Source organism: Lederbergia galactosidilytica (assembly GCF_017873565.1).
Lineage (GTDB): Bacteria > Bacillota > Bacilli > Bacillales > Bacillaceae_C > Lederbergia > Lederbergia galactosidilytica.
Genome location: NZ_JAGGKH010000013.1, coordinates 93,409 through 108,586, shown reverse-complemented (window position 1 = coordinate 108,586; position 15,178 = coordinate 93,409). Strand labels below are relative to the sequence as shown.

Below are 15,178 nucleotides of genomic sequence, written 5' to 3'. Positions count from 1 at the left end.
CTGCTTGCCGCTTAATCACGCGCCTTACGCGTTTCTTAACGTTCAACCTGTCTATCTATCTCATTCATGGCATTATCCCATGCCTCCTCTGGGGTTGCCTGGCCATCAGCAATCGTCTTCAACGCATCACCGATAATCCCATTAATCGTACTAGTGTCAGGGGCACGGTAGACATATTTAACTTGTTTAGCCGCTTCAGAAAATAGTGCTCCCATATCGTCACGATTGAAAAATTCATCTGAAAGATTTTGAACTTCTTCATCATCATAAACACTAGGTGTTGATGGGAAATTTCCTTTTTCTTTAAATATTTCTAGTTGAATTTCTGGTGACATAATCCAAGAAATAAATTCATAAGCTTCTTCAGGATGCTTCCCTTGGGCTGGTAGAGTGAGTAATGAACCACCCCAGTTTCCAGACCCACCAGGCATTAATGCAATATTCCATAAACCTGAAGTTTCAGGTGCATCATTTTTAATATTTTGCAGCATCCAAGGTGGAAGAAATACCGTGGCGAAATCTCCATTTGCAATTGCTGCAGACCATTCTGCTGTTTCTCTTTCAGTGTTATTGTGAATTTCAATCCCTTCCACTGAAAGATCCCATGCTTTTTTAATTAAATCACTATCTTTAACAATTAATGTACCGTCTTCATCAAAATATTGTTTTTCCCCTTGTTCTCTAACAGCAGCATATAAATCGACCACATGGTTAAACATATTTTTACCTGTTGCTTCTTTTAATTTTCGACCAGCATCCATATACTCTTCCCAGGTTCCCATTTGAGCTGATACTTCATCTGGATCTGTCGGAAGTCCCGCTTCTTCAAAAATATCAGTACGGTAAGCCATTGCCATCGGTCCGACATCAGTTGGAATTCCTAACAAAGCGGATCCGTCATTAGTCGCGGCTTCTCTCCAACGCCATTCTAGATAATCATTTTTAATATCCTCAGCACCATAATCTAGTAAATTATGGAAGTGTTGGCTATTTTCCTTAAACCTTTCGATATAACCTGATTCGACTGCTGCTATATCAGGTGCTCCTGAACCAGCTGCAAGTGTTGTAAGGAGGTTTTGATGGTGATCCGCATACTCTGTTTCCTGCACCGTGATTTTAATATTGGGATGTTCTTCTTGATACCGCTCTATATAACTTTCCATTCCCATCCCTGGCCACAGCCAGAATGTTAATTCTACTTGTCCATTAGATTCCTTTGAACCTGAAGATTCCTTGCCAGATGAGCAAGCAACCAATCCAATAAATAACGCTAAAAACATCACCATTAGAGAGAACCTTTTCATAAGACAACCCCTTTTCATTTTTTTATCTTATAAAATTCATAATCTTTGTTATGAATCTAAATAAGCAGAGTAAGTAAAATAGATATAAAACGCTTACAATAAAGGGAGAAATAAAGTATCTTATGACTTAATATGGTATACAGGCTGAAATAGGGAATTATGGGTAACTAGATTATTGTTTATTACCATACTAGTGATTAGATACTGTAATTTAATGTTGAAAGAGTATTCGGATGATCGCATGGTAAATATGAAGCGATAAGCCATCCCCGCAAATGGAATAGGCGAGACTCCTACGGGAAGTAAAAAGAGTAGGACCCTGAAGGCGAAGCTTGAGGAGACTTGACATTCTCCCATGGACAGGGGGAATATTCCATTTGCGATTTTTAAAAACTATGACTCATTTATTCCATATTATTTTCGGACTACCCTTAAAAAGGTTTAAAAGGGAGACTTACATTCCTTTAATCTAGGGCATCCAAATTTTAAAATTCCCACTTAATGCTAGTAAACTAAAAAAGTATAAACAGTTATCATAATAGCGGCGTTTTCCTGAACGTATAGGTGTATTCCAGAATAGGTCGACATATTTTTTTGCATTAGGACTTGAGGTGGCAAGAGAAGCCATAGCATTTGTTGCAATTAGACCAATGGGGTGTAAAGATTTCTCCTCAAATGCTTCACCAGCAATGGTGTATCTACGATAATCTGAAGGATTTTTATCAGCAAAAAATCTCTGGATTTTTTCATTGATCTTGATTGGACATTCTGGATCTTTAAACCATTCATAATCTAGTGCAATATTACAAGCCACTCGGTAGGAATCACTAAAAAAATGTCCATATCCCCTAATATTGTTTGGGGTCCCATCATAAAAGGCATATTCAGGGGCTAAGCCTGTTTCGGGATGAGTTGCGATTTTTAAATACTTTCTACTTGCCAAAGCAGCACTCTTCCAAAATGGTCTGTCCTCTGGGTAAGCCCATAAAGCGAATAATTCATAGAAATGTGGCAAATGGTAGGAAGGATCAGAGAATTCCACATTTGGAACGAATTTTATAAGCTTATTTTCAAGATTCCACATTGGTTGTCCTAGACCATTTTCACCTTTATGGAGACAAGTATGTAATAAGTCTTTTGCTTGCTGATTATAGTTAAATGGTGCTGGACCATCCCCCCATCTATGGGAAGCAAAAAATAAAGCCATCGCAAAATATTCTTCCCCATCAGGTGCTGGACCGTATGAAAGCTTTGTACCATCAGGCCTACATGACCAAGCAAAATATCCGGCATGTTCTCCTGTTTTCATAAACATGTATTTCTTACTCCATTTCCAAAGACGATCAAATACTTCTCTTTTATTCATTTGGACAGCCATCATCATCCCATAAGACATTCCCTCTGTCCGAACATCTAAGTTTCCTGTATCGAGCATATAGGCTAGATCATCTCCTACAGGATAATAAATCTGTGTATCTGGATATTGATCGGAAAATAGCTTATCCCAAGTTTCAATTATTCTTTCTTGGATATCAGTTTCAGAATAACCATATTCCTTCAGTAAGTTTCGATAATCCTTGCTGTGTAAAATTGCTTGATTATTCTTCACCTTTCTACCTCCTCTACATGTCTGGTTAATCAAATGGTTGTCTAAGGATTTGTCTTTCCTTTCTGGTAAAAACTTATTTACTTTTTTCATTATAGTATAAGACGTACTTGTTAAAACTTTGAAAAGTAAAGATAATCCTTTGTAAAGTAAAGCGCTTGCAAAGAACCGTATACTTGTTCTGCAATTAGTAAAGCTTTTTCCTTGATTGCGGAGAATTCACGATAAATATGGGGATACCAGAACCATTTTTTCTAGATTGGACGATCTTTTGTGCACTGTTGTGGAGGAGTATGTCAAAGAGGCTTGCTTCACTTTTCTGCATGTGATTGGCGTAGAAAGAGATATGAGACATTTCGGGAGGAAGCTCTCTGAATCGCCTTCGGACAGTGAGTTCTTCTGTGTAATTAACTACCTAATTATAAAAAATAGGGGCCACCGAAAGATCAGTTTGTTGATCTTTTCGGCAGCCGCTTACTTGAAGTGAAAAGATTATTCTATTTCTTCTTTATAAATAAAATAATCAAAGTCTGCGTATTTATTTTGTCCTGAAGTATCTTGACAACGCATTCCAACAAATGCCCCTGTAAAAAATCCTCCACCCTGAATATAGTCATCTGATAGTTTGTAAGATGGGAAGGTTACAGGAAGCAGATGCCAGTTTTCCCCATCAAAGGAATAAGAATATTCGTAAGTAGCTGTCTTGACATTGACACGTAGATATACATAATCAACATGATCAGGTATGCTAATTTCCTTTCCCTTAAGTGGTTGGCTAAAAGTAAAATTGTCACAGGTCATTAGCTCGAGAATTCTGCCTTTCTCTTCATGCCATGAGATTTGGAGCGAAGTCCAATTTTGCGTATTATAATAATTCGTCAATCCCGCTGATTGTTGGAAAGTTTCTGGATTAAATGCAACCTTGGTTTCGGCCACAAAATTGAAATGTTGCCAACGCCTTGCGACAAAAGACTGTGTGAATTTTGATGTTAATGATTCTTTTCCATACAAGCGTAGATGGCCTGGATTATCTTTTAATGAAAGAATCTCTTCATCTAATGGGATACGTAATGTTTGAAAATGAAGATTAAGTTTACCCGTATTAAAGTCATCTTTCTCCTCATAATCTTTTTCAAATTTTATTTCTTTAATATTTGGCCCTTCTATTTCAAGGGATGGTGAGTTACCACCAACTACATAAGGCCAATCATTTTTCCATTCAAGTCTTTGTATCGCTGTTTCTCTTCCAAGCGGGCAATAACCGCGTGGATCTAATAATGGCTGATTTTCTCGAGGTAAAGGGCGACCAGTTAAATGTACTAAAAACCACTCATCTGTATGAGTTTTGACGATCGAAGCATGCCCAGCCTTTTGCAAAGGATTTCTAGGGTCGGAAAAGGATGAAATTAACGGGTTTTCAGGATGTACTTCATACGGTCCTTTTAGATTTTTGGAACGTGCAATCGTAGCTTGATGGTCATACTTTGTACCACCTTCAGCTGTTAATAAATAGTAATAGCCATTCCATTTATAAAGATGAGGTGCTTCTGTTAATTTTACATCTGTGCCCTTAAAAATGATTTCTGTTTTACCAACCAATTTTTCCTCATTGGCATTATATTCTTGCAGAACAATTCCATAAAAATTATGATGGCCAACGCGATGATCCCAAAGCATATTCACTAAATATTTTTTACCATCCTCATCATGGAATAGAGAAGGATCAAATCCCGAGCTGTTTAAAAAGACTGGATCAGACCATTCACCATCAATTGTGTCACAAGTCACAAGATAATTATGGGAATCTTTCCATTGGCCTTCGGTTACTTTTACATCAGTGTAGATTAGCCAAAACTTCCCATCATTGTAAGACAATTGGGGAGCCCAAATTCCCCCAGAATCGGGATTACCGATCATATTTAATTGGCTTAAGCGATTTAATGGTCGTGAAGCTAAACGCCAGTTTTTCAAATCTTGAGAGTGATAGATTCCCACACCAGGAAACCACTCAAAAGTCGACACTGCAATATAATAGTCTTCACCTACTCGACAAATACTCGGATCTGGATTGAAGCCTGTAAGTATAGGATTACGAATTATTGCCATTTTACCACCTCTAGAATTATTTTTATTAATACTATCACATTACCATACAAGTTTTAATATAATTTTAATGCGCTTACAAGTATGGTAGAATGGTAGTATAATTAAAGAAAGGGCTTTATTAATGCTAGACTACCACATTAGTTAAAATAAAGAAACTTTTTATATTTAGAAATAGTCGTGAAGTCTCTTTATTATTGTAAACTAATTGTTGCGATAGGAAGAGGTATTATGGTAGGCAATTCCGCACTGAAAAAATGCTAACAGATATAGGAAGAGGTATAAGATGGCAAAAACGAATAATATTGGTGGATTTTATCGTTTTTTAGAATGGTTAATGTGGATTTTTTATATTAACATATTATGGTTGGTGTTTACTTGTATTGGATTTATTGCATTTGGTATATTTCCTGCTACGGCGGCTATGTATGCGGTTTATCAAGGTTGGTTCCGTAATGATGTTCAAGAGGTCCAGATAACAAAAGTGTTTATAAAAACATATAGACAAGAATTTTTTAAGGTCAATGGAATTGGTTATATCACTCTTTTCATTGGTTATATCTTATATTTAGACTTTCAATTATTGGCTAATATACAAGGGTTAATGTTGTATATTATGCAAGCGGGATTAGTCATATTAGGCACTATTTATTTCATTATGATTTTGTATATATTTCCCGTGTATGTCCATTTTGATTTAAAATTTTTCCGCTATTTTAAAAATGCCTTTTTAATCGGATTTTTTAGTCCATTGGCAACAATTCTGATGGTGGTCGCTTTAGTGGTCTTCGCCTTTTTATTTAATTATATTCCAGGGCTTTTACCTTCAATTGGTATTAGTTTGTCTGCAGCGTCAATCATGGGATGTGCTTTATTGGCGTTTAATAGTATAGAAAAAAAGCAAAGAAAATTTACAGAGAAAATAGATTGAGATTAAGGAAAGAATCGAATCAAATTAGCTAATAAATCACTATTCTTCATAGCATCGGAAGTTTAAGGAACCTGCGATTCATCATTAATCGAAGGGGGGATAAATCTGTGCATAATGTTTTTTTGGTCGATGATGATCATTTTGTTAGAAAGGGGTTACTTCGTTTAATTGATTGGGAAAAGTGTGGCTTTAAAGTTTGTGCAGAAGCTGATAACGGAGAAGACGCTCTAGAATTGATCCTAGAAAGGAAACCTGATTTAGTTGTGACAGATATACGAATGCCTGTATTGGATGGATTGGAATTAATTAAGAGTACAGTTGAATCAACCAACCTTAAACCTAATTTTGTAATTGTAAGTGGTTATAACGATTTTAAATATGCTCAACAAGCAATGCGGTATGGTGTACAAGACTTTATTTTAAAACCTATTGATAAGGATGAATTTGAAAAAACTTTAATTCGACTTGCAGACAAATTACGAACGGAGAAAGAATGGAAAATAAATAGAGAAAAAAGGGTAGCATTGACGGCGCTGGAAGAGATCCTAATTGGTGAGACGAATGAGGAAAATTGTACTATACTTCAACAAAAATTAAATATTGCGAATGCGGAAGAATTGAAATATATTATTTTAGAAATAAATAATGCAATCCACGAAATATGTAATCTGAAAGAAAAGATCAATCAAGCTATTATGTCATACTTACAAGAGGACATGATATTAACTCGTGATCATGGGATAAATAGTTTTGGACTATTGGTATCGATCCGGCAGTTACATTCTATTAAAGGTAATCTAGAACATTTTGTAACAGATTTACAAGAACAGCTATCAACACGATTGAAGACAGAAATATCCTTATTTGTTGGCAAAACAGTCAAGGGCCCTTCTGGAATTAAGGAGTCTTTTGAAACCGCGAACATGGTTTCTCAATTCAAATACACAACGGAGAGGAATGACCCGATTTATTTTGAATTAGTGCGGGAGCAATCCGTTCATTATATCGAGCTTGACCATTCTCTTTATAAAAGATTAATGGATAGAATTGAAGAGAATAATTTAAAGGCAATACTGAGTACAATTGAAGAGATGTTTCGAGAATTTAGGAAGAAGATGTTTGCCCGTGATGCTGTAAAAACGTCAATTAATCGATGTGTCCACGAGTTGATAAAAACAATTAAACAATTAGATGGTGATGAGAATCAAGTATCAACATTACACACAATGCTTCAATGGGATAAGTATCCGCTTACCTTTAAAGAAATACAAACAATGTTTACCGAGTTTGTTCTAGATTGTGCTGAACTGATTCATCTCCTACATAGTGATCATGCAAACGGAAATATTTATAAAGTGAAAAAATATATTGAAAACCACTTCCAGGAAAATATTACATTAAAAAGTCTTGCAAATGAGTTTTATATGAATCCCGTCTATATGGGACAACTATTTAGGAAGACTTATGGGATTTATTACAAAGACTTTATACTAGAAGTTCGCATGAATGAAGCGAAAAAACTTTTGAGACAAACGGATATGCGCGTGTACCAAGTAGCAGAAAGTGTCGGATTTGGAAATGCAGATTATTTTGTGACTCAGTTTGAAAAATACGAGGGAATAACACCTACACAATATAGAAAAAAAATCCATGGAAAATCTTTATAAAGTGGCGGTCTAATGAAAAACTTTCATTTTAATGATATAAGCCTGAGGAATAAATTATTACTTGTATACTTCATCTCCGTATTTATACCTATAGTTGCTACAAATATAATCTTTTATTATGTGACAAACGAAAATGTGAAAACACAAAAAATACAGGATTTATCTCTCACTCTTGAGCAAATGGCGGATGAATTTCGGCAAGGGATTGATGATGCAATCGGGATTTCTACTGTTTTGTATACGGATAATAATCTTTACACTTTTTTGGAAACCCGTTATGAATCTGTTACTGAATTTATCAGAGCTTATAATGCCGACTTTCGTGATATTGATAAATATGTACCGATTTATTCTTCAATCCATTCTATTAGTGTTTATACCGATAATGAAACGGTCATTTTTGCTGGTGGAGTGAACCCAATAGATGAACAAGTAAAAGAATCTTACTGGTATCAAAACACCAACAACTTAAGAAAATCTTATCCAGTTTTAACACGTACAAAGGGGAAATCAGATAAGTTAGATACATTTAGCGTAATAAGGGAATTAGATCATTATCACCATAATAGTACCCAAAAAATTTTAAAAATTGAATTGGGAAAGGAGTTGCTTACACAAACATTTAATAATATTACTTTTCCAGGAGATATCTACTTGGTGAATGAAGAGAATGTTATAGAATATACGACTGATTCTAGTATCCCGTGGGGGGATAGAGATTATCAATTCGATTCTATTGTGCTTCCAGATAATACTGTTGTTTTAGAGAAACAATATGACTTGCAATATATTAATCAATGGAAAGTCATTGGCGTAGCTTCTGAAAATGCATTAGTTGATGAAGTACGAAATTCACGAAACTTTATTTTTTATCTCGCCTTGGTTAATTTTGTTCTGCCATCTCTAGTGATTATCTATATTTCGAGCTCCATTCATAGACGGTTATCCCGCATTGTAAAACATATGAGAAAAGTGGAAGACCAAAATTTCGCTATGATTGAAGGACTTGATTATCGAGATGAAATTGGTGAGCTTACAAGCGCCTTTAATCGCATGTCCCAGAAAATTAAAGAGTTAATTAATGACGTCTTTATTGTACGAATCCAAAAAAAGGATTTAGAACTACAGAGAAAACAGGCACAGCTTAGTGCCTTACAAAGTCAAATCAACCCCCATTTCTTATTCAATGTATTAGAAACGATCCGTATGCGCAGTATTTTGAAAAATGAAGATGAAACAGCAAATATTATCAAAAATATGGCGCAATTATTGCGAACATCGATCACATGGGGGAAGGATATGGTTACGGTTAAAGAGGAAGTCGATTTGATCCGCTCATTCCTTGAAATACAAGAATACCGTTTTGATGACAAGATGCAATATCTGATTAGTGTTGAGGAAGAAACTTACTACTACTCCATCCCAAACATGTCATTAATTCCTTTCGTTGAGAATGCCAGCATTCATGGAATCGAGGCGCTGAAGGGGAAAGGGAAAATTGAGATAAATATTCAAAGAATAGATGGAAAATTACAATGTACAATGAAAGATACAGGAACAGGTATGGGAGAGGAGCAACTTGACCAGATCCTGCGTTCATTAGAGGCTGGGGAAGTTGTTGGAGAAAGTATCGGTATAAAAAATGTGTATCATCGTTTAAAAATGCATTATGGGGAACAATTTCAATTTCAAATGGAGAGTTTGCCAGGGGAGGGGACAACTGTGAAAATTCTTATCCCCATTCAAAAGTGAATTGATGATCATTAGATTTTTGCGGAGGATTATTTAGAGAAGGAAGAGAAAATTATTGGAACTAGTCGTTTTGTAGAAGAGAACAAAAATTAAAAAAGAGGTGCAAAATGAAAAAGGTTAAATTACTTTCTAAAATTGCAGATGCCGGGGCAGTAGCGGTTATTAGAGCAGATTCAAAGGAAGAAGCTATGAAGATTTCCGCGGCTTGTATACAGGGAGGAATCAAAGGGATCGAAATCACTTTTACTACCCCAGAAGCAGACAAGGTAATGAAAGATTTATCAAGACAATATGAAGATGACAGTAATATTGTGATTGGTGCAGGAACAGTGTTAGATGCTGTCACAGCTAGAATAGCGATTTTAGCGGGTGCACAATTTGTTGTAAGTCCAAGTTTTGATACAGAAACAGCAAGACTTTGTAATTTATATCAAATTCCTTATATGCCGGGTTGTATGACCGTAACTGAGATCAAACAGGCATTGGAATCAGGGGTAGATATTATCAAACTTTTCCCAGGCTCTGCTTTTGGACCAGATTATGTCAAGGCGATTAAAGCACCTTTACCTCAAGTAAATATTATGCCAACAGGTGGTGTCAGTCTGGAAAATATCACTCAATGGCTGGAAAATGGCTGTGTTGCTGTGGGGATTGGCGGTCAATTGATTGCCCCAGCTAAGAATGGGGAGTACGAGAAAATTACGGAAAATGCGCGCCAGTACATGCAAAAAATTCAAGAAATAAGAGGGTAGATCGTATGAAAAAAATTGTTACACTGGGTGAAATACTATTACGTCTTTCACCTAAACCCGGTGAGAGAGTCCATCAATCAAATCAACTACTAATGCATTATGGTGGTGCAGAGGCCAATGTGGGTGTGGCTCTAGCTAATCTTGGCATGCAGGTTTATTTTGTCAGTAAAGTTCCAAACAATCCACTTGGACAAGGGGCAATTAGACATTTAAATGCAAATCAGGTCCACACAGACTATGTGAAAAAAGGTGGTGAACGTCTAGGAACCTATTATATGGAACCTGGAGTAGGTGGTAGGAGCACACAGGTAATATACGATAGAAAGAACTCTAGCTTTACACTGATGGAGTATGACGAGGTCAATTTCGAGGCGATTTTTAAGGATGCTTCACTTTTTCATGTGTCAGGAATTACACCCGCAGTATCAGCAATGATGAGGGAATTGACAATCCATGCATTAAAGAAGGCTAAGGAAAAAGGAGTTTTAACTAGCTTTGATTTTAACTATCGTTCGAAGCTCTGGTCACAAGAAGAAGCAGGAGCTACAATCAAGGAAATTCTCCCCTATATTGATATTTGTTCTTGTGGAGAATTGGATGCGCTTTATTTACTAGGTCTCCCCCAAGCGGGAGAAGGAATGCAGCAAGAGGAAAGGTTGCGATATTACTATCATAGCCTTCAATCACAATATCCCAATATAAAGTATTTCACTTCTACTTTTCGAGAAGTAATCTCTGCTTCTACTAATACATTGCAAGGGAATTACTATGTTGATGGAAAACTCCATCAGTCGAAGGTCTATCATATCGATCATATCGTTGATCGAGTAGGTGCTGGAGATGCTTTTGCCTCTGGAATTTTATACGGGATCATCACAAATATATCTCCAGAACGAACGGTTTCATTTGCCACCGCAGCAGCTGCTTTAAAACACACCATTCATGGGGATAGCAATACATTCTCAGCAGAGGAAATTACCGCATTTGCTAACCAAGAGTCTGGGAAGATCGTTCGGTAAAGGAGTGAACCCTTGCATAACAGACCTGTATAATTTTTCTACTTATCTGCTTATCTAATTAAATATGAGCAAAGATAAAAATTGAGCTGATTTTTATAAAAGATTTCTTTAAGAACTATTCTTAAGGAAATCTTTTTCTGTTTAATTACTTAAAGATAATAGCCTATGAAAATAGCGAAGATGAGCATTGTGTAAAAATAAATCAATTAAATAAAAAAAGTGCAATACCTTTATTTTTCTAAGTAAAAAGAGTCTTATTGCAGGAAATCTACTTATTCAGTACTTTATAAATAACCAAATGGTACAGGGATTTTCCCTATTCATTTTATGGAATTGAAAGGAGTGAAGCAAGAATGGATAGTAAGCTACCTGTTCAAAAAACAATAAATGAAAACGTATACAAAAAAGAAGAAAATCTTCCATTGAAGCTAAAAAAGTTTGGAAGACAAATGGTTAGGGATCGCTACCTATATTTGTTAGCACTACCAGGGTTGATCTATTTTTTAATATTTAAGTATTTGCCAATGTGGGGGATAACTATTGCTTTTAAAGATTTCTCTCCTTTTTTAGGGTATGCCGATAGTCCATGGGTCGGTTGGCAACACTTTGCACGACTGTTTTCCCATGCTGACTTTTTAATGATTTTACGGAATACATTAGCGATTAGCTTTTTAAATTTAATTTTTTTCTTTCCACTTCCTATTATTCTATCGCTGTTGTTGAACGAGCTAAGAAGTCAAAGCTATAAACGGATTGTCCAATCGATCATTTACTTACCGCATTTTCTATCATGGGTTATCATTGCAAGTCTTTCGTTTATGCTTTTGTCCAAATCGGAAGGGGTGATTAATCTTTTAATTGACAATTTTGGATTGGCAAAGTTTGATTTTTTAACGAATCCTAATACATTTTGGTTTTTATTAACGGGACAATCGATTTGGAAGGAATGTGGTTGGGGAACAATAATCTTCTTAGCGGCTATCGCTGGTGTAAATACAGATCTATATGAAGCAGCAGGAATCGATGGAGCCAATCGTTTTCGCCAAATTTGGCATGTGACATTACCGGCTATTCGAAATGTCATCGTAATTTTATTGATTTTACGTCTTGGAGATATTATGGAAGTTGGCTTTGAACAAGTCTTTCTTATGTACAATGGAGCTGTTTCCGAAGTAGCTGAAGTGTTTGATACATATGTGTATCGTGTCGGTATTCAACAAGGACAATTTAGCTATAGTACGGCAGTAGGTCTATTTAAATCATTTGTTGGCCTTATCTTAGTGGTAGTGGCTAATCGAATGTCGAAAAAATTTGGTGAAGAAGGAATTTATTAGCTAGGGGTGATTAAAGATGAAAATAAGTTTTGGAGATCGAGTGTTTAATATCTTTAATATTTTTATATTGGGAATTATAGCGGCGGTTACGCTCTTTCCAATCTATTATGTATTTGTTGTTTCTTTTACAGAACCAACCGAATATCTGCAAAAAAGTCTAGTGTTATTTCCAGAGAAATGGTCATTGGCTTCCTATAAATATCTATTATCAGCGGATGCTTTTATCCGCTCGTTAGGTGTAAGTACATTTTTAACGATCGTTGGTACTTTTTGTAGTCTATTAATCACTTCTTCCCTTGCTTATGCCTTATCGAGGAAGAAATTTAAAGGTCGAAAAGCTCTCTTATTATTAATCTTATTTACGATTTTATTTAGTCCAGGAATTATTCCCAATTACTTACTTGTTAAAGAGCTTGGCTTGTTAAATAGCCTTTGGTCCGTCATTCTTGTTTCTCTTTCCAATGGCTGGTTCGTAATATTAATGAAAGGATTTTATGATAGTATTCCTAATTCTTTAGTTGAAGCAGCAACCATTGATGGGTGTAATGATATTACGGCATGGGTGAAGATTATTCTTCCTTTATCATTGCCATCAATCGCTGCCTTTGGTTTGTTTTTCGCTGTAGCTTATTGGAATCAATACTTTAATGCTCTATTGTATTTGAATGATGCGAGTAAATGGCCTATTCAGGTTTTATTGCAGAATATGTTAATTGATGCCTCTGGTAGTAGTTTAGGGGATGTGGATCCGCTCATAAAACCACCTCCCTCTGAGACTTTGAAAATGGCTGCCGTCGTGATTGCGATTGTGCCAATTTTACTTGTCTATCCATTCTTGCAAAAGCATTTTGCTAAGGGGGTGATGATCGGATCGATCAAAGAATAAGTAAGTTACTTATTTGATTGTTTCTATAATAATAGGCAAAAAATTAAACTTAATGTAAATGGGGGAGAGGTTTGATGAAAAAGGGATTTATACTATTAAGCGTTCTTTTCATAATGTTATTGGCAGCCTGTAGTGGGGGCGGTGAAAAAACAGCGACTAAGAAAGAAGAAAACGAGGGAAAAAATATTGGAGCAGGTGGACCGACTAAAGTTCATATTATGAGTCATTTCTTTAGTGCCACTCCACCAAGCAAAGATTCGCCAATTAAAGAAGAAACCGAAAAGGCAACGAATACTAAATTAGAGATTGATTGGGTTTCCGCTAATAATTACGGAGATCGGTTTAATGTTACATTGGCATCAGGAGAACTACCAGACTTAATGTTAGTCCCGGATCCGTTTAGTCCTGTTTTCAGACAAGCAGTAGATCAAGGTGCTTTTTGGGATGTGTCACCTTATATTGACGACTATCCCAATATTAAAAATGGAATTGAAGAGATCGCCTGGGACTTAACCAAAATGAATGGAGCTAATTATGTTATTCCACGACCGCGGCCTGCTGAGGGTGAAACATTCTTTATTATTCGACAGGATTGGTTAGACAATGTGGGAATGGAAGTACCAACGAATACAGATGAGTTATATGAAGTGATGAAAGCATTTAAAGAGAAAGATCCTGATAAAAATGGTCAGGATGACACTTTTGGTTTTATTGGTGAGATCGGTGATGAAAATATGGGAGCAATGGGAAATTTCGAAGGGATCTTTACAGGCGTGAATGGTGAATGGAAAGAAGAAAATGGAGAATTAACTCACACGGTATTTCTCCCTGAAACCCGTGATGCTCTTGAATATTTAGCTAACGCTTATAAGGATGGATTATTAGCAGAGGACTTTGCCTCTTTACAGAATAGTCAAGCCAAAGATATGTTCAAGGCCGGTAATGCGGGAATTATTAATGAGAAGGCAGGAGCATTGCAAGATTATTATGAACAAATTATCCAAATCGAACCTGAGTTAGAATTCACAGATCTTTTGCCAATTACAAATATAAATGGCTTTAATCCGCAAGGACCGGGATTTGCTGGTGGTAACGCTATTCCAAAATCTGTACCTGAAGAGAAAATGAAAGAGATATTAGCCATGATAGATCGTTGGATGGAAGACGATGTCTTTATCTTGCACAAACAAGGTATTGAGGGTGTCCATCATAAGGTTGAAGGTGACGAAGTTGTCATTGATACAGAAAAAATGGAGAAGGATGCAGTTGGTGACTTTAATCAAATTGTTTATGTTTCCGATCCATATGCTAGCTCAACGAAACCGACTTTCCCGGAAGATGCCCAGAAATTATATGAGGAAATCCAAGACGAAAGAGCGAAAACAAGTGTACCGAATATTGGTACAGGGCTTTATTCAGAGATAGGTAATACTTACTTGCCTGAGTTTAGAAAAAAAGTACAGGATTTAAAAACAAAAATAATTTTAGGCAAAGAACCTATTACTGCATGGGATGATTTGGTAGAAAAGCTAAAAGATGATGGAGACATGAAGACGTTAACAGAAGAAATCAATGAGTCTTATCAAACTAGAGAAAGTTGAAGTGAATTTATGACGTGAACGAGGCTGGGACAAAAGTGTTTTCGCTTAAGTAAAGTCCGAACTATTAGCGTGAAAATAATAACCCACTCCGGAAATATACTTCGCTTCCGAAGGCCTACAGGATGTGGGTCATGCAGGCGTTGCGCCAGGACGGCGCGAACTTAGCCTGCTTTCCCTAGTGTCAAGCCTCCTCAGGCTTCGCCTTCCGGGTCTTGTCGAACTC

At 36.3% G+C, this 15,178-nt stretch carries 11 protein-coding genes; 8 read left to right on the top strand and 3 right to left on the bottom strand.

Features of this window, described 5'->3' with window-relative positions; genetic code table 11:
• Positions 1–35 precede the first annotated feature (35 nt).
• The 3 genes from J2Z23_RS14435 to J2Z23_RS14425 all read right to left on the bottom strand — a co-directional run bounded on the left by J2Z23_RS14435 (position 36) and on the right by J2Z23_RS14425 (position 5,016).
• The gene (locus J2Z23_RS14435; RefSeq protein WP_238456142.1) at positions 36–1,304 is read right to left on the bottom strand and encodes an ABC transporter substrate-binding protein; all 1,269 of its coding nucleotides are present in this window, start codon (positions 1,302–1,304) and stop codon (positions 36–38) included.
• A gap of 469 nt (positions 1,305–1,773) precedes the next feature.
• On the bottom strand, positions 1,774–2,913 hold the full coding sequence (locus J2Z23_RS14430; protein WP_064468128.1) for a family 8 glycosyl hydrolase: 1,140 nt from the start codon (positions 2,911–2,913) through the stop codon (positions 1,774–1,776).
• Between the two features lie 489 nt (positions 2,914–3,402).
• Positions 3,403–5,016, bottom strand: coding sequence for a glycoside hydrolase family 43 protein (locus J2Z23_RS14425; RefSeq protein WP_064468127.1), 1,614 nt, complete (start codon positions 5,014–5,016; stop codon positions 3,403–3,405).
• Positions 5,017–5,299: 283 nt separating this feature from the next.
• Between J2Z23_RS14425 and J2Z23_RS14420 the strand changes: the two genes are divergently transcribed.
• The 8 genes from J2Z23_RS14420 to J2Z23_RS14385 all read left to right on the top strand — a co-directional run bounded on the left by J2Z23_RS14420 (position 5,300) and on the right by J2Z23_RS14385 (position 14,955).
• Positions 5,300–5,944 carry a YesL family protein gene (locus J2Z23_RS14420; protein WP_057983525.1) on the top strand — a complete coding sequence of 215 codons (645 nt, stop codon included), beginning with the start codon at positions 5,300–5,302 and terminating at the stop codon, positions 5,942–5,944.
• Positions 5,945–6,051: 107 nt separating this feature from the next.
• A complete protein-coding gene (locus J2Z23_RS14415) occupies positions 6,052–7,611 on the top strand; it encodes a response regulator transcription factor (protein ID WP_209974342.1) in 1,560 nt (519 codons plus the stop codon).
• A gap of 12 nt (positions 7,612–7,623) precedes the next feature.
• Entirely contained in the window at positions 7,624–9,363 is a 1,740-nt protein-coding gene (locus J2Z23_RS14410; RefSeq protein ID WP_057983520.1) for a sensor histidine kinase, read from the top strand.
• Positions 9,364–9,470: 107 nt separating this feature from the next.
• Positions 9,471–10,115, top strand: a complete 645-nt coding sequence (locus J2Z23_RS14405; protein ID WP_064468125.1) for a bifunctional 4-hydroxy-2-oxoglutarate aldolase/2-dehydro-3-deoxy-phosphogluconate aldolase — start codon at positions 9,471–9,473, stop codon at positions 10,113–10,115.
• 5 nt (positions 10,116–10,120) lie between these two features.
• Positions 10,121–11,134 (top strand): sugar kinase, encoded by a 1,014-nt coding sequence (locus tag J2Z23_RS14400; RefSeq protein WP_064468124.1) that lies wholly within the window; start codon positions 10,121–10,123, stop codon positions 11,132–11,134.
• Between the two features lie 353 nt (positions 11,135–11,487).
• On the top strand, positions 11,488–12,468 hold the full coding sequence (locus J2Z23_RS14395; protein WP_209974340.1) for an ABC transporter permease: 981 nt from the start codon (positions 11,488–11,490) through the stop codon (positions 12,466–12,468).
• Positions 12,469–12,484: 16 nt separating this feature from the next.
• Positions 12,485–13,354: a carbohydrate ABC transporter permease gene (locus tag J2Z23_RS14390; protein ID WP_057983512.1), complete on the top strand. Its 870-nt coding sequence runs from the start codon at positions 12,485–12,487 to the stop codon at positions 13,352–13,354.
• A 74-nt stretch (positions 13,355–13,428) separates the two neighbouring features.
• Positions 13,429–14,955, top strand: a complete 1,527-nt coding sequence (locus J2Z23_RS14385) for an extracellular solute-binding protein (protein WP_238482776.1) — start codon at positions 13,429–13,431, stop codon at positions 14,953–14,955.
• Positions 14,956–15,178: the final 223 nt, after the last annotated feature.